Genomic DNA, 21,381 nt, shown 5'->3' on the forward strand with positions numbered 1-21,381 from the left:
GTGATCTTCACCCACAGATGCATGCAATGGCCGGTCGAGGCGGCCGTCTTCACAGACGTGATCTTCACGTTCCAAGTCCCTCCACAATGGGCCTCCTCCGGCCCGAAGCGACCGTATCGGCATGATGCACGTACGTCGAGCCGGCAGGTGTTCGAAATAGGTCGAAGGGTGTGGACGTGGGGCGCCGGCGTCTCGCGGCTTGACCCGCGGACCCATAGTACCCGCGGTTATGTATGGGTGCCCGGGTCGAGCCCGGGCATGACGGTGGGTGGGGAGGAAACCTGCCTCCGCTGAGGGCTGTTCAACCGGCCTTCGACAGCGGCCAAAATGCATTTGCAAATCCATTTGCAAATGCATTCACACGTAGCTACGGTCCCGCCCGATGAGTACGATCGCCAAGGTTGCAGAGCGGGCAGGGGTGTCGCGGACGACAGTGTCGCACGTGCTGAACCATGCCGACCGGGTGTCGCGGCCCCTGCGCGAAAAGGTCGAGGCAGCGATTGCCGAACTCGGCTATGTGCCCAACCCGCAGGCCCAGTCGTTGCGCACCGGGCGCACCAACCTGATCGCGGTGCTGATCCCCGATATTCAGAACCCATTCTACCCCGAGCTGGTGAAGGTCATTCAGTCCGGGCTCGAGCAATCCGGGCTCGACACGCTGGTGTTCAACACCGATGTGCCGGGCGGCCATTCGGTGGAGCATGGGCGCGAATACCTGCGGCAGATCCGCCACAAGCGGGTCGACGGGGTGATCATCGCCGACTTCGCCACCCACCGCATGCAGGAAGACCTGCTGAGCCTCGATATGCCGGCCGTGTTCATGGGCCACCTGCCCAATCGGGCCATCGACTCGGTCGGCTTCGATGACGATGGCGGCTGCTACGCCATGGGCAAGTACTTGGCCGAGCAGGGCCATCGCCGGGTTGCCCATATCACCGGGCCGGGTTTCTTCGAGCAGGCCGAGATCCGCCGGCTCGGCTTCGAGCGCGGTTTTGTCGAGCATGGCGGCAGCATCGATCCGGCGCTGTGTCACGAGGGCAGCTACCTCGTGCCCTCCGGCTACGAGAGTATCGAGTGGCTGCTGCGCACGCACCGCGATAACCTGCCGACGGCGGTGTTCTTCGCCAACTCGCTGATGGCGCGCGGCGGCCTCGCGGCGCTGCACGACAACGGCATCAGCTCGCCGGCCGATATTGCGGTCGCCACCTTCGACGATTTCGACCATCTCGATTATGTGCGGCCAAAGCTCACCCGCGTCGGCGGCAAGCCGGCCCTGCTCGCCACCAAGGCGCTGGAGCTGCTGCGCGATCGGCTGGATGGCCGCTGGACCGGTGCGGTCCGTTCCGAAACCCTGCCCTGCGCGCTGAGGAGGTTCGATACCGCCTGACGGCACGGGCATGCGGGACCCTTGGCCGGGAGGGCCGGGGTCATTTTTGTTCGAGAGAAAACTCGATTGGGAGGAGTAGTACCATGAGTTTGAAGACCAACCTGCCGGCGGGCTGGAACCGCCGGTCCATCCTCAAGGGCGGCGCCGCGCTTGGCGCCGGCCTCGCCACGGCGCCGCTATTCGGCCGTTCGGCCTTCGCCCAGGACGATGCGCTGAGCTTCTGGCAGTTCTACGCGCCGGACGGCGAGGTGAAGACCCAGGTCGACTGGTTCATCAAGATGGTGGACGACTACAATGCCAGCCACGACCCCAAGGTGAACCTCAACTATGTGGTCAACACCGAGTACATGAACGGCACTACGCTGCCGACCGCCTTCGCTTCGGGACAGGGGCCGGACATCTTCATCATCTCGCCGGGCGATTTCCTGCGCTACTATAATGGCGGCGTGCTGGCCGACCTGACGCCCCATATCGAGGACGCGGCCAAGGCGGATTTCCCCGAAAGCGTGATCGCCAACCGCATGGTGGACGGCAAGATCTACGGTATTCCGATGGAAGTGGAGCCGATGGCCTTCTACTACTCGGTCAAGGCCTTCGAGGATGCCGGGCTCAACGAGAACGACGTGCCTGAGAGCTGGGACCAGCTGCTCGAACTCGGCCAGAAGCTGACCAATAACGAGCGCTATGGGCTCCTGTTCGAGACCAACCCCGGCTACTACCAGAACTTCACCTGGTACCCGTTCATGTGGCAGGGCGGCGGTGAGTTCCAGACCGCCGAGGGCAAGTCGGCCTACGACTCGCCGGCGACGGTCGCGGCGCTGAAGCTGTGGCAGGATGCGGTAAACCTGGGTGCGGCCCCGCGCCAGGTGCTCGGCGGTGGCGGCGGCGACATCGTCGCCAATCTCGGCTCGGGCTATTGCGCCATCCAGAATGTCGGCATCTGGGGCATTTCGGCGATGGACAACAACGCGCCGGACGTCCCCTACGGCATCTTCAAGCTGCCCGTGCCGACCGGCGGCAAGTATGTGACCGTGGGCGGCGGCTGGGCCTTTGTAGCCAACTCCAAGGGCAAGAACCCGGAAGCGGCGGCGAAATTCATCGCCTGGGCGCTGGCGTCGATGGCGCCGGACTCGGTGCAGCGCGTGGTCGACTGGTGCACGGTGGCCAAGTCCGACATGCCGCCGCGCAATTCGGCGCTCGAAGCCGGCAAGGCCGCCTTCAACCAGGGCAATCTCGCCAAGTTCGCCACCGAGATCCATCCGGGCACCCGCGCCGAGCCGCGCGTGCCGCCCGAGGTCTACAAGATCATCTCGGACTCGATCCAGGCGACCATGCTGGGCGGCACCGACCCGCAGCAGGCGGCGACCGCGGCGAGCCAGCAGCTCGATGCCTTCCTCGCCAGCTATAGCGGCGCGCCGCTGCTCTGATGGCGATGGTCGACACGCAATCCAAGGTGGCGGGTGCAAAACCCGCCGCCAGGGGCCTCACCACCCGCCAGCGCGAGATGCTGGCGGGCTACCTGTTCGTTGCGCCCGACGCGATCGGGCTGCTGCTGTTCATCGGCCTGCCCATGGTGCTGGCGCTCGGCATCTCGGTGTTCGAGGTCGACGGCTTCGGCGGCTTCAAGTTCGTCGGGTTGGGCAACTACAGTAAGATGTGGGTCGACCCGCTATTCTGGTCGTCGCTGCGGGTGACGATCACCTTCGCGGTGATGCTGGTGCCGGTGCTCTATGTGGTCGGCCTCGGGCTCGCGCTGCTGGTGCAGCGGACGAGCCGGGTGAACACCGTGCTGCGGGCCATGTTCTTTGCGCCGCAGATGGTGAGCCTCGTCGTGGTCGGGCTGGTGTTCCAGCTCATGGTGGTCGACAAGCTCGGCGTGCTGCCGCGCTCGCTGTCCATGCTCGGCGTCGGCGGGCTGTCGCTGCTCGGTAACCCCAACCTCGCCCTCTTCACCGTCACCGCGGCGGCGGTGTGGTTCCTGATGGGCTTTTACATGCTGATCTTTTTGGGCGGCTTGCAGGACATTCCGCGCGAGTATTACGAGGCGGCAAAGATCGACGGCGCCAGCCGCACGCAGAGCTTCTGGTTCATCACCCTGCCGCTGCTCAGGCCGACCAGCTTCTTCGTGCTGATCGTCTCGACCGTCGCGGCCGTGACCGGCGCGCAGGCCTTCGACCTCGTCTACGTGATGACCAAGGGCGGGCCGGCCAACTCGACCTCGCTCCTGATCAGCTACATCTACCAGCAGGCCTTCCAGTATTCGGCCTTCGGCTATGCCTCGGCCATCGCGACGCTGCTCGTCGTGCTGCTGATGGTGCTGACGGTGGTCTTCTTTCTCATGACCCGCGGCGGGAGGTTCCAGTATGACTGATACTGCCGCTCCCAGCCTGCCGCCCTCGCGGCTCAGGCTCGATACCGTCGGCGTCGTCTGGATGCTGGTCGCGTGCATCCTCGCGCTGATGGCGATCTTTCCGCTGCTCTACATGCTGTCGATTGCCTTCAAGGGCCCGACCGACGTGTTCAAGCCCGACCTGATCCCCCCGCGGCCCACGCTCGACAACTTCGTCTACGTGCTGACCGAGGTGCCGTTCTGGCGCTACCTCATCAACACCTTCGTCGTCTCGGCGGTGGTGACGGTGCTGGCGCTGTTCTTCCACACCATGGCCGGCTACGCGCTGGCGCGGCTGCGCTTTCCGGGGCGCGAGACGATCTTCCTTGCGATGTTCTCGACCTTCCTCGTGTCGCTGCCGGTGATCATCGTGCCGCTCTTCGTCCTGGTGCAGGCGCTCGGCATGCTGAACTCGTGGCAGGGGCTGATCATCCCCGCCATCTTCAACGCCTTCGGCATATTCCTGCTGCGTCAGTACTACCTGTCGCTGCCGCGCGAGCTCGAGGAAGCGGCGGTGATCGACGGGGCGGGCTACTGGCGCATCTACTGGAGCGTGATCCTGCCGATGAGCCGGCCGATCATCGCGGCCTTGGCTATCCTGTTCTTCCTCGCCAACTGGAACGGCTTCCTGTGGCCGCTGACGGTGGCGAACGACCAGCAGTTCTGGCTGGTGCAGGTGGCGATCGCCAACTTCAAGAACCAGTATTCGGCGTCGTGGAACTACACCATGGCCGCGTCCACCATCGTGGCGCTGCCCATGCTGATCCTCTTCCTCGTCTTCCAGCGCCAGATCATGGACTCGATCAAGACATCCGGCCTCAAGGGCTGACGACACTCACTCTACGGAACCACAAGATGACTGTATTCAACGGCCTCGGCGTCAACCTCTCCAACCTCTATCGGCTGAGCCCGGCCAAGACGCGCTCCATCTCGCCCGAGAATTTTACCGGGGAGAAGGGCAAGGGCGGCATGGCCACCGAAGGCACCGGCAAGGTGCACGCGCGCGGGCTCGGTCCGGACGGCTCGGGGCAGGGCTGGAAGATGTCGCCCTCGATCCGCATCGAGCCGGGCGAGACGCGCGTGCTCGCCGATATCGAGGGCATGGGCGCCATCCAGCAGATCTGGCTGACCACCGCGAACCTGCGCTGGCGCGACCTGATCCTCAGGATCTGGTGGGACGACCAGGAGCATCCGTCGGTCGAGGCGCCGGTGGGCGACTTCTTCTGCTCGGGCTGGAACCAGTTCGCGCAGGTCACCTCGCTGGCGGTGTGCGTGAACCCCGGCCGGGCCTTCAACTGCTACTGGGAGATGCCGTTCCGCAAGGCGGCGCGCATCGAGATCGAGAACCGCGATCCCGACAATTTCGGCATCATCTACTACCAGATTAACTACACCCTGACCGAGGTGCCCGAGGACGCGGCTTACTTCCACGCCCAGTTCCGCCGCACCAATCCGCTGCCCTTCGGCACCGACTACACCATCGTCGACGGTATCAGGGGCCGCGGCCACTACGTCGGCACGTACATGGCCTGGGGCGTCAACAATTCCGGCTGGTGGGGCGAGGGCGAGATCAAGTTCTTCATGGACGGGGACAAGGACTTCCCAACCATCTGCGGCACCGGCACCGAGGACTATTTCTGCGGCGCCTACAACTTTGATGGCGGCGTGGTCGACGACACCATGGACAGCCGCTACCGCGAGTTCACCACCCCCTACTCCGGCCTGCCGCAGGTATTGCGGCCCGACGGGACCTATCGCAGCCAGCAGCGCTTCGGCATGTATCGCTGGCACCTCAACGACCCGATCCGCTTCGAGAGCGACCTGCGCGTGACGATCCAGGCGCTGGGCTGGCGGACGGAGAAGACCGATCGCCGCTATCTGCCGCTGCAGGACGACATCGCCTCGGTGGCGTTCTGGTATCAGGAGCTGTCGGCGACGCCGTTCCCGCAACTGCCGGATCGGGATTATCTGGAGGTGATTTGAGGGGGGCTGGGGGCAATCACCGCCCACAATCACGATGTCATTCCGGCGTAGGCCGGAATCCATCCTGAGAGGGTAAGGGTTCGGCGCAGGGGCCGCGACGACCTCGGGATGGGCCCCGGCCTGCGCCGGGGTGACCCGGTGGGTGGTGGGGGCATTGAGTTCCCCAAGCACTATCATGCCCGGACTTGACCCGAGCACCCATGCATAGCTGCGACTGACTATGGGTCCGCGGGTCAAGCCCGCGGATGACGACTGAGAGGGCGGTGGCGCGGGGGGAGTGGCGGTGCACGGATACCGGCGAGCTGGCGTTGCGATGATGCTCGCCCCAACCACCTGGCAATTCCCGCGAAAGCGGGAATCTCCGTTCTCCCCCGCACCACCGCAAACGGAGATCCCCGCTTTCGCGGGGATGACACCGTGGGTGTGGGTGAGGCGAGGCGCCGCTTAGCGCCAGCCCAGCCCCGGCGCGACGTGCTTCAGCACACTCTCGATAACGTGCGCGTTGTATTCGACGCCGAGCTGGTTCGGCACCGTCAGCAGCAGCGTGTCGGCGGCCTTGATGGCTTCGTCTTCGCGCAGCTGCTCGATCAGCACGTCCGGCTCGGCCGCATAGGAGCGGCCGAACACGGCCTGCTTGCCGGGCTCGATATAACCAAAGTGGTCCTGGCTCTCGTCGCCGCCGAAATACATGCGGTCGGTGTCGTTGACGAGGGCGAAGATTGAGCGGCTGACCGAGACACGCGGCGTGCGCGTGTGGCCCGCGGCCTTCCACGCCTCGCGATAGGCGGCGATCTGCTCGGCCTGCTGGATGTGGAACGGCTTGTCGGACTCGGCCATCACCAGCGTCGAGCTCTGCAGATTCACCCCGAGCTTGCCGGCCCATTCCGCTGTCGGCGTCGTCGCCGCGCCCCACCAGATGCGGTCGCGCAGCCCTTCCGAATAGGGCTCGAGCCGGAGCAGGCCGGGCGGGTTGGGGAACATCGGGCGCGGATTGGGCTGGGCAAAGCCCTTGCCCTGGATCACGTCGAGGAACACCTCGGCATGGCGGCGGGCCATATCGGCCTCGGTCTCGCCCTCGGCCGGGGCGTAACCGAAATGGCGCCAGCCATCAATCACCTGCTCGGGCGAGCCGCGCGAGATGCCTAGCTGCAGCCGGCCACCGGCGATGAGGTCGGCGGCGCCGGCATCCTCGGCCATGTAGAGCGGGTTCTCGTAGCGCATGTCGATCACGGCGGTCCCGATCTCGATCTTCCTGGTGCGCGCGCCCGTGGCGGCGAGCAGCGGGAAGGGCGAGCCGAGCTGGCGGGCGAAGTGGTGCACGCGGAAATAGGCGCCGTCGGCCCCGATTTCCTCGGCGGCCACGGCGAGTTCGATCGACTGCAGCAGCGTGTCCGAGGCCGAGCGCGTCTGCGAATGCTGCGAGGCGCTCCAGTGCCCGAACGAGAGGAAACCGATCTTCTTCATGGCCGTATGTCCTGTGCCGTAGCGTTGCGCCCTACTTGCGCAAGGGCAGGGGACTCTTCAAGCAGGCACAGCGGTGATCCTGACGCGGGCCGAGCGTTTCTAAGTCTGGTTGAACCAGCCCCGGGCTCAGCCGGTGGATAGGGTAGGTCGACTGCAGACCGCCCTAGTAGTCCTTCTCGTAGAACACGCCAACGCTCGTATCGCCGTCGGTGCCGGCGGAGGCCTTGGCGCGGATGTCGTTGGTGATGTCGAGGTTGACCGTGACGCGCGAGTTGCCGTCGGCGCCGGCCTGGACGCCGAGATAGACATTGTCCTGCAGGTAGGCGCCCGCCTGCACGGCGAGGTTGCCGTCCTCGCCGGTGACGACGTCGAGATCGGCAAGGCCGGCCTTGGCGCGCAGCGAGTCGACCAGCGAACCACCACCGCCACCGGCGAGTTCGGCCGCCGCGCCGGCGAGGCGTGCCAGCTGCAGCGGGGTCAACTCGCCCATCGAGCGGTTGAACAGCAGCCGGGCCAGCACCTCGTCCTCGGGCAGGGCCGGGTTGGACGAAAAGCCGATATCGAGCTCGGAGACGCGGCCGGTGACATCGACGAACACGGTGATGCCGTCGCCCTCGGTGCGGGCGCGGAAATCGAGGAAGGGGTCGAGATCGCCGATCAGGGTCACCGAGCCTTCCTCGAAGGTGATGCGCTGGCCCAGGATCGCCATGCGGCCACGGTTGAGCTGGAAGCTGCCGACCGGGTGGATGTCGTTGATCGAACCGGTGAGCCGGACGTTGCCGCCAACTTCGGCATCCAGGCCACGGCCGCGCACGAAAATCTGGTTGGGGGCCGAGACGTTGATATCGAGCTGCACCGCCGAGGGGCGCGCCGCGCCAGTGCGGGCCGGGCGTTGGTCGACCTTGGCGCGGGCGAGCGTTGCCGCGGCGCGAGGCGGGATATGGATATGCTCGGCCTCGACAAAGGCTGCCGAACCACCGAACGTCTCGGGAATGGTGATATCGGCCTGTTCGATGCGCAGGTTGCCCGACAGCAGCGGATCGCGCGCCAACTGGCCGGAGAGGCGCAGGTCGCCGGCCACGGTAGCGACGAACATGGTGCCGTCGGCATAGCGCGCATTGTTCAGCCGCAGCGTGATATCGGCGGCGTTGGTGCCGGTGAGGCCGACCGAGCCGGCGGCGCTGATCGAGCCGCCGGTGGAGAGGCGGGCCGAGAGGCTGTCGATCACCAGCCGCTGGCCGGACAGTGTGGCGCTGCCGCCGATATCGACGAGCCTCAGGTTCAGCGCCGGATCGACATAGCCGGCGCCGCCGGTCGAAACCGTGCCGGAAAATTGCGGCGAGGCGAGCGAGCCGGTGACGCGGGCCCGTAGGTTGGCGGTACCACTGAGCTGGCCGCCGCGATCGGCGACGAAGCGGTTGCCGAGCGCCAGCGGGGCCGAGCCGGTGATGTCGATGGCAAGGCCATTGCCGTCGAGTGGCACCCGGCCGCTACCGCTCACTTGCAGGCCGCCGCGACCGGTGGCCGAGAGGCCGGCGAGGGTGACGGTGCGGCCGGTGAGGCTGCCGCGCGCTGTCGCCTGCACCGGAGTCAGCCCGGCATTGGCGAGGGTGCGGTCGCTCTCGGTCGAAGCGCTGACGGTGAAGTTGGTGGTAGCGCCCGACTGCGCCGCCTCGGCGTCGAGCCGGTCTACGGTGAAGCCGCCGGCGGTCAGCGTGCGGGCCGCGACGGTGCCGTTGATGGCGGGCGTGCCGAACAGGTCGGTCAGCGTGGCGCGGATATCGGCGGCGCCGATCCGCACATCGTTGGCGCTGAGGCCTTCGATACGGCCGGTGACGTCGGCGGCCTGCTGACCATTGGCGGCGCTGAGCGCGATGCGCGCATTGGCGCTGCCGCTGGCGCGGATGGCGGCGAGCGCGGCGGCGGTGGAAACATCGGGCGAGGTCAGTACCAGCTGGCCGGTGACGAGGCCCTGCGCGTCCTGCGTCAGGTCGCCCTCGAGCAGCGTCGGGCCGGCCGAGAAGCGCAACCCGCTGAGGCGGCGGCCGGTGTCGCTGCTGCTGAGATCACCGGCGAGGGTGACCGATGTGCCGTCGAGGCTGGCATTGCCGTCGAGCGAGCCGGTCAGCCCGCCCGTCTGCGCCAGCGTGCTGGTGAAGCCGAAGCGGGCACCATTCAGCGCCTTGCCCGCGAGGCGGCCCTGCGGCACTTCGCCGGTAAGGGCAAGCGCGATATCGCCGCTGCCGCGCGCCGAGCCGGTGATGGCGAGCGGGCCGCTGGCATTGTCGGAGACCAGCGACAGGTCTGTGAGGTTGGCGCCGAAGGTGAAGTCGGCCACGCCGGTGGCAAAGCTGCCATCGGCGGTGATGGCCACCTTGTCGTTGCCGAGCTTGAAACCCTGCGCGGTGAAGCCTGTCTCGTTGCGTGCGACACGCCCGGCCAGCGAGACGCGGCCGGCGAGCACGTTGTCGAGCGCCGGCTCGGAGAGCTGCAGGTTGTCGGCGGTGCCGTCGAGATTGAGGTCGAAGCCACCGCTGAGCGGGGTCAGGGTGCCGGTGGCGATGAGCGACATGGCGCCGCCGAGGTCGCGGCCGGCAAGGCCGGAGAACGGCGCGATCGAGCTCGTCTCGATGCCGATCGAACCATCGAAGACGTTATTGTCGATCTTGCCGGCCAGCGCCATGGTCAGCGCCTTGCCGACCAGCCGCAGCTCGGCGATCTGCACCGGCTCGCCGGCATTCCACAGGCCCGCGAGGCCGAAGCCGGCGCCGTCGCCGAGCGCTGCGGTGATGTCGGGATCTGCGCTGGTGATGCCGGCGATATTGCCGTCGGCATTGAAGGTCACCCGACGCTGGGTCGGGTCGGTGAGATTGGCGGCAACGCCGCTTGCCGCGATGGTCAGCTCGCGCGCGGCGAGATTACCATTGGTGAAGCTCTGCGCGTTGACGTTGGCAGTCCAGTCGTCGCTGCCGGCGCTGCCGAAATCGACATTGAGGTCGGCGCGCTGGATGCTGGTCGCGCCGCCCGGCACCGGCAGCACCACGGGTGCGCCGGCCGGATCGGCGATGACGCCGTCGATGGCCAGCAGGCTCAGGAAGCCGTCGCTGGTGGTGGTCAGCTGGCCGTTGAGCGCGAGCTGGCCGCCGCTCAGCGCGAAATCGGAAACCTCGATGCCACCTTCGCTCTTCACCAGCGCCGCCGCCGTCAGGTGCGTCTCGGCGCCGAAGAAGGGGCGATAGGTCGGCGCGATCAGCGTCCCGATCGGACCGCCGAGATCGGCATTGATGGCGAGCCCGCCCGGCGCGCCGGCAATGGTCGCGGTGCCGGCGAGGGCGCGTGTGCCACCGGCATCGAGCGTCATCGCGGTGGTGAGATTGTCGACCGGGCCCTGGCCGGTGATGCTGAGCGCGATCTCGGGCCGGTTCTCGATGTTGAGCAGGTTCGCGACGATGCCGTTGGGCGGCTCGGTCAGCGTCACCGCGAGGTCGACGGTATTGTCGGCTCGGGCAAACTTCACATCGGCCGTGAGCTTGCCGCCGGGGCCATCGAGGCGGGTGATATTCAGCGCGGAATCGAGCGAGCCGCCCTCGAGCAGCAGCCGGCCCTCGAGGGAGATCTCAGAGCCGAGGCCGAACACGCCTTCGCCGAAGGTGACCGACGGCACCGACAGCTTGTCGAGCTGGATCGCCACCGGGAATTCCGGGATCTGCAGCGGCTGCGCTTCGGGCGCCGGTAGGTTGACATCGCCGCTCGGCACGGCGTTGCGGACATACTCGATGCTGTCGGCCTTGAGCTCGCGCACCAGCAGCCGCCCGCCGAACAGCGCACCCTGGTCCCAGTCGATCGCGGCATTGTTGATGCGGAGCCAGACGCCCTCGCCGTCCGAGATCGTCACCTCGCGCACCGAGGCCTGGCTCGAGAGGATGCCGTCGATATTGGAAAGCCGGATCTGCCGCTCGGGAGTGGAGAGCTGGCCTTCGACGAACTGCACGAACCAGTCGCGCTGCTGCTCGGGCGATTGCTGGTCCTGCGCGACGAGCGGCACCGCCATCGCCAGTGCGCCGCCGACCACGGCTATCGCAACGAGCTGCCGCATCAGAAGGCCTGCCCGATGCCGATATAGAGCGCGTAGTCCGGATCGCCCGACTGCTTGTTGATCGGGATGGCGATATCGGCCCGCAGCGGGCCGAGGCTGGTGTAGTAGCGCAGGCCAATGCCGGCGCCGATGCGCAGCTGGTCGATGCTGGGGAAGGTGTCGGCCGCGACATAGCCGCCATCGACGAAGCCGACCACGCCGATTTCGTCGGTGACGCGGTAGCGCGCTTCGACCGAGCCTTCGAGCAGGTAGCGGCCGCCGCTGATCGTATCGTCGGGGTTGCGCACGCCGATGCCGCGATAGGGGTAGCCGCGCACCGAACCGCCGCCGCCGGCAAAGAACAGCCGATCGGGCGGGATGTCCTCGATATCGGGACCGAGCAGCACGCCGACCTTGCCGCGCGCCGCGAGGATAAAGCTGTCGTCGGGCACGAAGCTCCAGTAACCGCGCGCCTCGGCGGTGGCGCGGAAGCCGAGATAGCCGTGCTCGAACTCGTAGAACGGCTCGGCGGTACCGGCGAGGTAAAAACCCTCGGTCGCATCCTGCTCGTTGTCGCGCCCGTCCCAGATGACGCCCGCGTTGAAGCCGGCGAGCGAGAAGTCGCGGGTGCCGAAGTCGTCGTCGAACTGCGAGCGCTCGTAGTAGAGGCTGCCGTCGAGGGTAATGTCGTCGGTGAGATACTGCGTCATGCCCAGCCGCGCCAGCGCCGACGTCTCGGTATAGGCGGGCAGCACGGTGCGCTCGGCCGCGATGGCGGCGACGAGGTCGTTGTCCGGGTTGAGGAAGCCTGGCTTGGTGAAGGTGGCCCCGAATGCGTAGTCGAACTCGGCGGTATCGACCGGCCAGTTGATGCCGGCGACCTTGGCATCGAGCCGCAGCCGCTCGGCCCGGCCGAACAGGTTGCGCCACAGGTGGAAAGCCTCGAGCCCGAGCCCGTCAATGCTGGAATAGGTGGCGCCGACGCCGAAGCGGCGCTGCGCCTGCTCCTCGACGATGACGTTCATCGGCAGGATGCCGTCGCTGCCGATGGCGCCGGCCGCTTCGACCCGCATGGCGCGGAACACATCGAGCCGGGCGAGCCGCTTTTCGGCACGCGAGATGTCGTCGGGGTCGTACTCGGCGCCGGTCTGCAGCCCGGTCTGCTGGGCGACGAAGACAGGATCCATCCGCTCGGTGCCGCGCACCTCGACCGGGCCGATGAAGCCCTGCCGGCCCGGTTCGACGAGGATCGCGACATCGACGGCGTCGGTCGCATGGTCGGCGACCACCTGCCGGTCGGCGACGCGGGCATCGGCGTATCCGAGCTGCCGCCAGGCTTCGACGGCAAGCGTCTCGGCCCGCACGATCAGGGTCGAACGCGCGACTTCGCCCGAGGCAAAGCCGATCTCCTCGGGTGGCTCGACGAAATCGTCGGCGGCAACGCCCGAAGGGGCGCGGTTGGCTATCCCGATGCGGCCGAAGTGAAACAGCGGGCCGGGATCGACCTTGAGCTGCACGGCGACCGGCTTGGGCAGCGTCGCGTCGGGGGGAATCTTTGCCGCCTCCTGGCCGCCGACCAGGATGCTGATCGTGCCGCCGTAATAGCCCTGGTCGTAGAGGGCGCCGAGGATGCGCTTGTAGTCGCCACGCGCGCGGGCGAGGAGGCCGGCGGCGCCGGACGCAGGCTCGCCCTGCTCCGCCAACAAGCTCGAGGCGTTGCGTATGGCGGATTCGAGGGGACCGGTGGCGCCGGTGGTGAGTTCGGCCGTATAGGGTTGCGGATCGGCTATCACCGAATCCGCATCGATTTCGCTCTGCTCTTCGAAGAACTTGATGCCGAGGAACTCGAACGCCTGCGCGTTTCCCGCCGACATCAGGGCCAGCATGGCCAGCCCCAATCTAACCCGCCGCAATACTACTTCCGTTCCTTGCCCAGCACCGTCACCCAACGCGGCGCTCCCTACGGAATGCCGCCCCATGGCCGGGCCGGCGTTTTACTCACCATAGCACGGACACGTATGCGGCAGGTTTATGACCCGAAAGTAAAAATGCAAAGCTTCGATAAGGCACTGTGCCCTGCGAGCATCGGTGCTCGAAACGCGCTAGGCCGCCAGCTTTGAATCGCCGACACGAGCCACGGCATGTAGGGCCGGAGGTCCGACAGTCCCGCCGTCCAACTCTGGCTCATAGCCTCGGATCTCGCGGCCGCTCCACGCCACCGTGGGTTTCCGTCGCCGCCTCGACGACGACGGCATAACCGAGCGTGCCGGTCAGCGCGACATGACAGGACACAGTCACGCCACGCCCGGCAGTGACCGATCGCAGTCGGTGTCAGGCGGCAGCCGGGGTCGGTTCGCCGATCGACAGCATCAGGCGGTTGGCCCAGTTGAAGAAAGCGGCGGCCTGGATCAGGTCGGCGATGGCGAAGTCGTCGAGGCCCTGCTCGCGGAGCGCCGCGATCTCGGTGGCGCCGAACTCGGACGGGGTGGCGGTGAGCTTGACTGAGGCGGCGACGAGCGCGTTCCAGCGCGGACCGAGATCGGCATCGACGCCTTCATCGAGCAGCTTGTCCACGTCGGCCGTGCGCTTCGAATAGGTGGAGGCGAAGCGAGCGTGTACCGAGGCGCAGAAGATGCAGCCGTTGGACCGTGAGGTGGCGGCAGCGGCGAGCTCGCGCTCGGCGCGCGGCAGGCCGGCGTCGGGGTTGTAGAAGATGTCTTTGTCGGTCAGCGTGCGGGCACGCAGCGTGTCGGGGTCACGGGCCAGCAGCATGAAATAGGGCGATTTGGCGCGGCTGGCTTCGGTGAGGCCGTCCCAATGACGCTGGGTCAGGTCCTCTTCCTTCAGCGGCTCGAGCCAGGGGGCCCAGCCGATATTGGCCTGGGTGAAGGCGACCGGACGGTTCGGATCGTCGTAAGTGATGGAATGTGTAGCGCTTTGGGTCATGGTTGTTACTCGGCGGCGACGGACTGGGTGTCGGCGGCGGCAAGCGCGCGCAAGCCCGTGACGACGCGGATCTGGAAGGAGAGGAAGGCGACGAGCTGACTGAGCGTGACGATATCGTCCGTCGACCAGCCGGCATTGAGCAGGGCCTGCAGCGCTGCCGAGCTCGCATCGCGCGGGCGGAAGACGAGCAGGTGGGCGTGGGTGAGCGCGGCGCCGAGGCGGCCGAGTACTTCACGGCCAGCCGGGTCGGGCGCGTAGATCAGTCCGGCCTTGTCCTCGGCACTGAGCGGGCCGGCGGGGTAGCTGCCATAGGGGCCGGCAGTCTCGCCGCGGCGGATTTCGGCGCTGATGGCGCCGACGAGGCCGGGGCGGTCATAGTGGCCGAGGCCCTCGCGGTAGAAGCTCGCAATGGCCTCGTCGTGATGTAGGCCAGCAACGAAATAGGCGATGGCGAAGCGTTCCTCGATCAGCACCGTGCCGGGTGTCTTGGGCGCGAACAACGCCTCGTAGCTCAGCTGGGCGTTATCGCGGGCCTGGATGCGGTTGCGGCGCACGGCATCGAGGGTGGAGCCGGGCGTGATGCCGACCAGCCGGTCGATGACGTCGATCTGGGTCTGGGTCATTGGAGTCCTCCTATATGGGTCAGCGCACGACGGTCAGGCGGGGAGCCGGCTTGTCGGGTTTGCTCCAGCCCAGCTGCGGCGCGACCTTGGTCGCGATCAGCTCGATGGAGCGCAGGATGAGTTCGTGTGGCGGGTCCACTGAGTGGACCTGGAACACGAGGTCGGTGACGCGCGGCAGCGTGGTGTCGCAGTGCAGGCTCTCGAGCACGTCGTCGACGGTGCCGACATGGGTGTCGGTGGCTGCGATCAGGGCATCGAGGCTGTGGTCCTCGAACACGTGCCCGCCGCGCTTGAGGCCGGCGATGGATTTGCGCAGCCCGATCTCGGCATGGCGCCGCGCTTCCTCGCGGCTATCGGCCACGAACAGCGTGCGCGAGGCGACGATGCGCGGCGCGATTTCGCGCGGCAGGTGCTCGAAATAGCCATCGATGATCGGATGCTGGATATCGGGCAGGGTGGCCCTGGGGTTGTCGGCCGGCCGCGGCTGGGTGCGCGACAGCATCAGCCCGTCGCCAGCCTTACCGGCGCGGATGCCGCCGGCGACCGAGAACGTCGCCTGCCAGAACCGCTCGAGCAGATGCGGGGCCGCCGGATAGAGCCGGGTGTCGTCGACGATAGGCGAGCCCGAAAGCGCGGTTCGGAAGATCGCCAGATGCTGCTCGTAAATGGCGTTCTTGTCCTTCACGTCATAGCCGAAGGCGGTGAAGGACGAGGGCGTGCCGCCCGACCCGGTGCCGAGCTCGAGTCGGCCGCCCGACAGCAGGTCGAGCACGGCCGCATCTTCGGCGGCGCGGATCGGGTTTTCGAGCGGCAGCGTGATGATGCCGGTGCCAAGCCGGATGCGCGTGGTGCGCGCCGCGACATAGGCGAGGAACACCAGCGGGGCGGGCAGGCCGCCTTCGTCGCGGTGGAAATGGTGCTGCGCGACCCAGGCGCTGTCGAAGCCGTGCTGCTCGGCATGGACGATCGCCTCGGCCGCATTGGCGTAGCGCTCGCCGGGTGTGGTGTCGTCGAGGACGCGGGTGAAAAAGCCGAGGCGCTTGGGGAGAGGTGTATCAGGCATTGGCGTGGGTCCGCTTTCCGGGAATGGCGTCGATCAGTTCGCGCGTGTAGTCGCTTTGAGGACGGAGGAAGACATCCTCCACCCGGCCGGCCTCGACCTGCCGGCCATTGTGCAGCACCGACACCGTATCGGAAATCTGCCGCACCACCGCGAGGTCGTGCGAAACAAAGAGGTAGGTGAGCCCGCGCTCGCGCTGCAGCTCGTCGAGCAGCTTCAGGATCTGGGCCTGCACGGTGACATCGAGGGCGGAGACCGCTTCGTCGAGCACCAGCACCTTCGGATCGAGGATGAGCGCGCGGGCGATGGCGACGCGCTGCCGCTGGCCGCCAGAGAGAGCGCGGGGCCGCCGGGCGCGCAGCGCTTCGGGCAGGCCGACGCGCTCGAGCAGGGCATTGACCTTCTGGGCCCGCACGGTGGCGTCGCGCTCGCCGAAATTGATCAGCGGCTCCTCGACGATTCCGAACACCGTCTGGCGCGGATCGAGCGAGGAGAACGGGTTCTGGTAGACGAGCTGGATGGTCTGCCGGAACTTTCGCAAGGCTTCGCCTTTCAGCGAGGCGATGTCGGTGCCCTCGATGCGGATGGCGCCGGCGGTAGGGCGACCGAAGCCGACGACGTCGCGTACGGTCGTGGTCTTGCCTGAGCCGCTTTCGCCGACAATCGCGTGCGTGGTGCCGCGGCGGACGGTGAAGGAGACGCCGTCCACGGCGCGAAAACTCTTGCGGCCGTCGGTGTGGAACTCGTGGACCAGATTGTCCACCGATATGGCTATTTCACTGGATGTCGCAATCTCGCTCGGTGTCATCCCGGGCGAAGACCCGGGATCCAACTCTCCGCCGGCACGGGGGGATAGATGGATCCCTGCTTTCGCAGGGATGACAGCTGGTGGGGAGGAGGGCGTAATGGCTCTCCTGAAACCGGAAGACAGCGAGGGCGCGTCGGCGAGCAGGCGCTGGGCGTACGGGCTGCGCGGGGCGGCGAGCAGCGACTTCGTGTCGCCGGTCTCCTGGATGCGGCCGCCCTGCAGCACGACGATGCGATCGGCGCGGTCGGCGGCGACGCCGAGATCGTGCGTCACCAGCAGCACGGCGGTGCCGTTCTCGCGACGCAGGTCGTCGATCAAATCGAGGATGCGGCGCTGCACGGTGACATCAAGCGCGCTGGTCGGCTCGTCGGCGATGATCAGCTGCGGCTTCAGCGCGATGGCGATGGCGATCAACACGCGCTGCTTCATGCCGCCCGACAGCTCGTGCGGATATTGCTTGGCGCGCAGTGCCGGGTCGGAGAGGCCGACGCGGGCGAGGAGCTCGACGACGCGGGCGTCGATGGCCTTGCTGTCGCGCTCGCCGTGGATGCGGAGGATTTCGCCGACCTGTGCGCCGATGGTCTTGACCGGGTTCAGCGAGCTGGTCGGGTCCTGCGGGATTAGGCTGATCTGGCTGCCGCGGATGGCGTCAAAACGCTTGCCAGACCAGCGCGAGATGTCCTCGCCGTTGAGGCGGATGGCGCCAGTTTCGATGCGGCCGTTATCGGGCAGGAGTCCGATCACGGCCTGCGCGGTGGTGGTCTTGCCCGAGCCGGATTCACCGACGAGCGCCACGACTTCACCGGCCGCGATAGCGAAGCTGACCTCGTGCGTGACGCGGGCGGTGTGGCCGGCCTCGTGATAGGCGACGGAGAGGTTTTCGACCGAGAGCAGGGGCATGGTCATCAGCGGTTCCCCCCGAGCGAGCGGCTGATGCGGTTGGCCGCGAGCACCACCAGCACGACGACGATGCCGGGCGCCGTGGTCAGCCACCAGGCGGTCGAGATGTAGTTGCGGCCTTCGGCGATCAAGAGGCCCCATTCGGGCGTCGGCGGCGGCGCGCCGTAGCCGAGGAAGCCGAGCGTGGAGATGGCGAGGATGGCACTGCCGAACTGCAGCGCGGCGAAAGCCAACACCGAGACCAGTGAGTTGGGCAGTACGTGCCGCCGCAGCACGGCAAAGAAGGTGCCGCCCGAGCCGAACGCCGCCTCGACATAGTCGGAGCGCCTGACCCGCACCACTTCGGAGCGCGCGAGGCGGGCGAAGGCGGCGACGGAGGTGATGCCGACCGCGATGGCGGCGTTCACCGTGCCGAAGCCGAGCAGGATGATGATCGAGAGCATCAGCAGCAGGCCCGGGATCGACAGCAGCACGTCGACGAGCCGCATGATGGCCTCCTCGACCAGCCCGCCAGTCGAGCCGGCGAGGACGCCGAGCGCGGTGCCGACGACGAGGCCGACGGCGACCGCGACGAAAGCGCCGGTGAGCGAATGCACCGCGCCATAGACGATGCGGGCGAAGAGGTCGCGGCCGAGCGAATCCGTGCCGAGGATATGCAGCGCACTCGGCGCCTTGAGCTTTTCGGCCGGTACGCCCTGCACCGGGTTGAAGCTGGTGAAGAGCTGCGGGAACAGCGCGAACAGGATGACGCTGGCGATGACGATCCAGGCGATCACCAGCCCGGGCGACACGTTCTTCATCCGCGCCGTCAGCCCGGCAGCGAGGGTGTTACGCTTGTGCGAGACGAGCCCGTCCACGGAACCGATGCTGCTCATGCCAAAACTCCCTTGGCCTTCCTCAGGCGCGGATCGAACACGGGGTAGAGGAGGTCGACGACGAGGTTGACCAGCACGAAAGCGGCGGCCGAGAACACCACCACGGCCTGGATCACCGAAGTGTCCTGGAAGCGCACCGAGCGCTCGGTCAGCCCGCCAATGCCGTTGAGGCCGAACACCGTCTCGGTGATCACCGCGCCCGCCAGCAGCTCGCCGAACAGGATACCCGCGATGGTGAGGGTGGGCAGCAGGGCGTTCTTGGCGATGTGCTTCCACAGCACCCAGCTCGGCGAAGCGCCCTTCGCGCGTGCCACGGCGACGAAGGGCTGGGTCGAGGCTTCGTCGATATTGCGCATCAGGATCTGCGCCAGCGGCGCCGAGATCGGCACGGCGAGGGTGATGACGGGCAGGATCAGCCCCTCGATCTCGCCCGGGTTGATGACCGAGATCCATTTCAGCCGGAACGAGAAGATCTGGATCAGCATGATGCCGAGCCAGAACACCGGCACGGAGACGAAGACGGCGGGGATGGCCTGGATGGCGGCGCGCAGCCACTTGAACGGGGCGAGCGTCGCGAGGAAGGCGAGCGCAAAGGCGAGGATCACGGCGAGGAGAAAGCCGAAGGTCGCAAGCCGGGCAGTGGCCGGCAGATTCGACAGCAATTCGTGCGCCACCGGCACCGAGCCGACGACCGAATAGCCGAACTGGCCGGTAAGGAAGTTGCCGAGCGCCTGCAGGTACTGCTGCCAGAGCGGGCTGTCGACGCCGTAGGCCTCGCGCAGTGCGGCGATCTGCTCCGGCCCGAGGCCGAGCTCGGGGTTCTGGAACTTGATCAGGATGGCATCGCCGGGCAGCGCCTGCAGCAGCAGGTAGGACGCGGTGAAGGCAACCCACAAAACGAACAGGGCCTGGCCGATCCGGCTCAGAATATAGCGCGACATGGCGGCGCTCCGGCTGAAATGGTCAATGGCCCCGGACGTTTTGCCCGGGGCCGAAGGCGTTGGCGCGATCAGTGTGCGGCGAGCCAGACGTTGTAGAAGCTCGGCCGGCCCACGGCTTCGAAGCCGATCCCGTTGACATAGGGCGCGGTGGCGAAGGCCTGCGGCTCCTCGAAGAACGGGATGGTGTAGGCCTGATCGACGACGTAGTTCTGGATCTCACCGGCAATGGCGAGCCGCTTTTCACGGTCGGTCTCGGCGGCGAGGCCTTCGAGGAGGGCGTTGAGCTTTTCGTCGGTGAACGCGGTCTTGTCGCTCGAGCCGCCGGCCTGCAGCAGCCAGTCGCGGTTCTTGGGATGGTAGCCGGACTTGATCACGTCCGGATCGGCGCGGCCGACCATGGTGACGTTGACCGGGGTCTTGAGCGGATCGAGCAGATCGAGCGTCCGGCTACCGGCATCACCGGCGAGCACGTTGAGCTTGACGCCGACCTGGGCCCACTGCTGGGCCAGGAGCTGCAGCACGCCCTCGTTCTGCGGCTGCGGCAGCGACACGTAGACGGTGAGGTCGAGCTTCTGGCCGTCCTTTTTCAGCGTGCCATCGGCGCCTGGGGTCCAGCCGGCTTCGGCGAACAGCGCCTTGGCCCTTTCCTGGTCGTAGATCAGCTTCGAGGAGAGATCGACATAGCCGGCGGCCTGCGACGACAGGATCGAGGTCGCGAGCGGATAGTTGGCCGAGAACAGGGTGTCGACGATTTCCTTGCGGTTGGTCGCGTAGAGCAGCGCCTGGCGCACCTTCACGTCGGCGACCAGCGGATTGTCCGGCCGGAACGAGATGGCGTCGTTGATGCCGCGCGTGCCGGGGGCGAAGATCGAGTAACCGGCATCGATCACCTGGGCTTCGTCATAGGCCTGGATCTGGCGGATGAGGTCGGCCTGGCCAGCGAGAAGAGCGCCGATGCGGACGCTGTCCTCGGGGGTGATGATGTACTTGATGGCGTCGAGGTAAGCGCGGCCCTGGTGCGCGAAGTTCACCGGACCCCAGTTGTAGTCCTCACGGACCTTGAGGTTCAGTTCCTTACCCAGGTTCTCGCTCTCGACCACGAACGGGCCCGAGCCGATGATCTTGGTGGCGTCGCCCAGTTCGTCATAGGGACGGGCGAGCGTCGAGGCCGAGACGATGCCCGAGCCGATCACCGAGGTGCCCTGCAGGAAGCCGGGCGAGGGGGCCTTGAAATAGAATTTCACAGTCAGGTCGTCGATGACCTCGGAGTGGTCGTAGTTGTTGATGACTTCCGAGACCGGGTATTTCAGGTCGGGCTTGCCGAGGCCGAAGATGTCGTAGTTGAGCGCCACGGCCTTGGCGTCGAGCGGCGTGCCGTCCGAGAAGGTGATGCCGGGGCGGAGCTTGAAGGTGTACTCGGTGGCGGTGTCGTTCACCTCCCACGACTCGGCCAGCCACGGCTCGATCTCGAGCGTCTCGGGGTTCTGGTAGGTCAGTTTGTCGGTGATCTGGTTGAGCACGCCGCCGTTCGGGTAGAAGCCGCCCGCCGGGGGATAGAGATTGGTGTGCGCCTGCTGCTCCAGGTAGATCAGGGTGCCGCCGGTGACAGGCGCATCCTGGGCCAGGGCGGGCGACATGGCCATGCCGGCGAGCAGCGCTCCGGCAAGACCCTTCAGCGCCGAGCGGCGGGTGAGTGAGAAAATGGAGCGAACCAACGCTGCCTCCTTGAACATGCGTCCAGCCTGTGCCGGAACATGCGCAAGGGTAGTCTCATCCCGATCGTTATCAACTAAGTCTATAGAAACAGTCGTCTATGTAGCGAGGCGATCTGGGTTGGCTATTCCGCGGCGCGACGCTGTCCAAGGATACCGTCCCGCGGTCATAACCGACAAAGGCCAAGGCCCCGGGGCGTAGAACGCACGCCCCGGGG

15 protein-coding genes are annotated in these 21,381 nt (G+C 66.9%); 5 read left to right on the forward strand and 10 right to left on the reverse strand.

Features of this window, described 5'->3' with window-relative positions; all coding sequences use genetic code 11:
- Positions 1–382: 382 nt before the first annotated feature.
- The 5 genes from AC3A6I_RS00005 to AC3A6I_RS00025 all read left to right on the forward strand — a co-directional run bounded on the left by AC3A6I_RS00005 (position 383) and on the right by AC3A6I_RS00025 (position 5,759).
- Positions 383–1,387, forward strand: a complete 1,005-nt coding sequence (locus AC3A6I_RS00005; protein WP_487540951.1) for a LacI family DNA-binding transcriptional regulator — start codon at positions 383–385, stop codon at positions 1,385–1,387.
- 83 nt (positions 1,388–1,470) lie between these two features.
- Positions 1,471–2,814 carry an ABC transporter substrate-binding protein gene (locus tag AC3A6I_RS00010; RefSeq protein ID WP_487540952.1) on the forward strand — a complete coding sequence of 448 codons (1,344 nt, stop codon included), beginning with the start codon at positions 1,471–1,473 and terminating at the stop codon, positions 2,812–2,814.
- Complete coding sequence (locus AC3A6I_RS00015; RefSeq protein ID WP_487540953.1) at positions 2,814–3,758, forward strand: carbohydrate ABC transporter permease; 945 nt, start codon at positions 2,814–2,816, stop codon at positions 3,756–3,758. The genes AC3A6I_RS00010 and AC3A6I_RS00015 overlap by 1 nt, the downstream gene beginning before the upstream one ends.
- A complete protein-coding gene (locus tag AC3A6I_RS00020) occupies positions 3,751–4,605 on the forward strand; it encodes a carbohydrate ABC transporter permease (RefSeq protein ID WP_487540954.1) in 855 nt (284 codons plus the stop codon). Before AC3A6I_RS00015 ends, AC3A6I_RS00020 begins: the two co-directional genes overlap by 8 nt.
- Before the next feature lie 26 nt (positions 4,606–4,631).
- Positions 4,632–5,759, forward strand: a complete 1,128-nt coding sequence (locus AC3A6I_RS00025) for a glycoside hydrolase family 172 protein (protein WP_487540955.1) — start codon at positions 4,632–4,634, stop codon at positions 5,757–5,759.
- A gap of 444 nt (positions 5,760–6,203) precedes the next feature.
- On the opposite strand, the gene AC3A6I_RS00030 is transcribed toward AC3A6I_RS00025, so the two are convergent.
- The 10 genes from AC3A6I_RS00030 to AC3A6I_RS00075 all read right to left on the reverse strand — a co-directional run bounded on the left by AC3A6I_RS00030 (position 6,204) and on the right by AC3A6I_RS00075 (position 21,094).
- Positions 6,204–7,223, reverse strand: coding sequence for an LLM class flavin-dependent oxidoreductase (locus tag AC3A6I_RS00030; protein WP_487540956.1), 1,020 nt, complete (start codon positions 7,221–7,223; stop codon positions 6,204–6,206).
- 163 nt (positions 7,224–7,386) lie between these two features.
- Entirely contained in the window at positions 7,387–11,319 is a 3,933-nt protein-coding gene (locus AC3A6I_RS00035; RefSeq protein ID WP_487540957.1) for a translocation/assembly module TamB domain-containing protein, read from the reverse strand.
- The gene (locus AC3A6I_RS00040) at positions 11,319–13,184 is read right to left on the reverse strand and encodes an autotransporter assembly complex protein TamA (RefSeq protein ID WP_487540958.1); all 1,866 of its coding nucleotides are present in this window, start codon (positions 13,182–13,184) and stop codon (positions 11,319–11,321) included. The genes AC3A6I_RS00035 and AC3A6I_RS00040 overlap by 1 nt, the downstream gene beginning before the upstream one ends.
- Before the next feature lie 445 nt (positions 13,185–13,629).
- Positions 13,630–14,244, reverse strand: coding sequence for an alkylhydroperoxidase domain protein (locus AC3A6I_RS00045; RefSeq protein ID WP_487540959.1), 615 nt, complete (start codon positions 14,242–14,244; stop codon positions 13,630–13,632).
- Between the two features lie 5 nt (positions 14,245–14,249).
- Positions 14,250–14,867 (reverse strand): CMD domain protein, encoded by a 618-nt coding sequence (locus AC3A6I_RS00050; protein WP_487540960.1) that lies wholly within the window; start codon positions 14,865–14,867, stop codon positions 14,250–14,252.
- Between the two features lie 19 nt (positions 14,868–14,886).
- Positions 14,887–15,930, reverse strand: coding sequence for a putative FMN-dependent luciferase-like monooxygenase (locus tag AC3A6I_RS00055; protein ID WP_487540961.1), 1,044 nt, complete (start codon positions 15,928–15,930; stop codon positions 14,887–14,889).
- Positions 15,923–17,641 carry a dipeptide ABC transporter ATP-binding protein gene (locus tag AC3A6I_RS00060; RefSeq protein WP_487540962.1) on the reverse strand — a complete coding sequence of 573 codons (1,719 nt, stop codon included), beginning with the start codon at positions 17,639–17,641 and terminating at the stop codon, positions 15,923–15,925. Before AC3A6I_RS00060 ends, AC3A6I_RS00055 begins: the two co-directional genes overlap by 8 nt.
- The gene (locus tag AC3A6I_RS00065; protein WP_487540963.1) at positions 17,641–18,510 is read right to left on the reverse strand and encodes an ABC transporter permease; all 870 of its coding nucleotides are present in this window, start codon (positions 18,508–18,510) and stop codon (positions 17,641–17,643) included. Before AC3A6I_RS00065 ends, AC3A6I_RS00060 begins: the two co-directional genes overlap by 1 nt.
- On the reverse strand, positions 18,507–19,451 hold the full coding sequence (locus AC3A6I_RS00070) for an ABC transporter permease (RefSeq protein ID WP_487540964.1): 945 nt from the start codon (positions 19,449–19,451) through the stop codon (positions 18,507–18,509). The genes AC3A6I_RS00065 and AC3A6I_RS00070 overlap by 4 nt, the downstream gene beginning before the upstream one ends.
- A gap of 68 nt (positions 19,452–19,519) precedes the next feature.
- Positions 19,520–21,094, reverse strand: coding sequence for a TIGR04028 family ABC transporter substrate-binding protein (locus AC3A6I_RS00075; RefSeq protein ID WP_487544956.1), 1,575 nt, complete (start codon positions 21,092–21,094; stop codon positions 19,520–19,522).
- Positions 21,095–21,381: the final 287 nt, after the last annotated feature.

The sequence above is a fragment of the Devosia sp. Soil_C_22 genome, from assembly GCF_057657195.1.

What these genes read in the sequence shown, in the direction of transcription:
- AC3A6I_RS00005 (WP_487540951.1), top strand. Translation starts at nt 383, where the DNA reads ATGAGTACGATCGCCAAGGTTGCAGAGCGGGCAGGGGTGTCGCGGACG.
- AC3A6I_RS00010 (WP_487540952.1), top strand. Translation starts at nt 1,471, where the DNA reads ATGAGTTTGAAGACCAACCTGCCGGCGGGCTGGAACCGCCGGTCCATC.
- AC3A6I_RS00015 (WP_487540953.1), top strand. Translation starts at nt 2,814, where the DNA reads ATGGCGATGGTCGACACGCAATCCAAGGTGGCGGGTGCAAAACCCGCC.
- AC3A6I_RS00020 (WP_487540954.1), top strand. Translation starts at nt 3,751, where the DNA reads ATGACTGATACTGCCGCTCCCAGCCTGCCGCCCTCGCGGCTCAGGCTC.
- AC3A6I_RS00025 (WP_487540955.1), top strand. Translation starts at nt 4,632, where the DNA reads ATGACTGTATTCAACGGCCTCGGCGTCAACCTCTCCAACCTCTATCGG.
- AC3A6I_RS00030 (WP_487540956.1), bottom strand. Translation starts at nt 7,223, where the DNA reads ATGAAGAAGATCGGTTTCCTCTCGTTCGGGCACTGGAGCGCCTCGCAG.
- AC3A6I_RS00035 (WP_487540957.1), bottom strand. Translation starts at nt 11,319, where the DNA reads ATGCGGCAGCTCGTTGCGATAGCCGTGGTCGGCGGCGCACTGGCGATG.
- AC3A6I_RS00040 (WP_487540958.1), bottom strand. Translation starts at nt 13,184, where the DNA reads ATGCTGGCCCTGATGTCGGCGGGAAACGCGCAGGCGTTCGAGTTCCTC.
- AC3A6I_RS00045 (WP_487540959.1), bottom strand. Translation starts at nt 14,244, where the DNA reads ATGACCCAAAGCGCTACACATTCCATCACTTACGACGATCCGAACCGT.
- AC3A6I_RS00050 (WP_487540960.1), bottom strand. Translation starts at nt 14,867, where the DNA reads ATGACCCAGACCCAGATCGACGTCATCGACCGGCTGGTCGGCATCACG.
- AC3A6I_RS00055 (WP_487540961.1), bottom strand. Translation starts at nt 15,930, where the DNA reads ATGCCTGATACACCTCTCCCCAAGCGCCTCGGCTTTTTCACCCGCGTC.
- AC3A6I_RS00060 (WP_487540962.1), bottom strand. Translation starts at nt 17,641, where the DNA reads ATGACCATGCCCCTGCTCTCGGTCGAAAACCTCTCCGTCGCCTATCAC.
- AC3A6I_RS00065 (WP_487540963.1), bottom strand. Translation starts at nt 18,510, where the DNA reads ATGAGCAGCATCGGTTCCGTGGACGGGCTCGTCTCGCACAAGCGTAAC.
- AC3A6I_RS00070 (WP_487540964.1), bottom strand. Translation starts at nt 19,451, where the DNA reads ATGTCGCGCTATATTCTGAGCCGGATCGGCCAGGCCCTGTTCGTTTTG.
- AC3A6I_RS00075 (WP_487544956.1), bottom strand. Translation starts at nt 21,094, where the DNA reads ATGGCCATGTCGCCCGCCCTGGCCCAGGATGCGCCTGTCACCGGCGGC.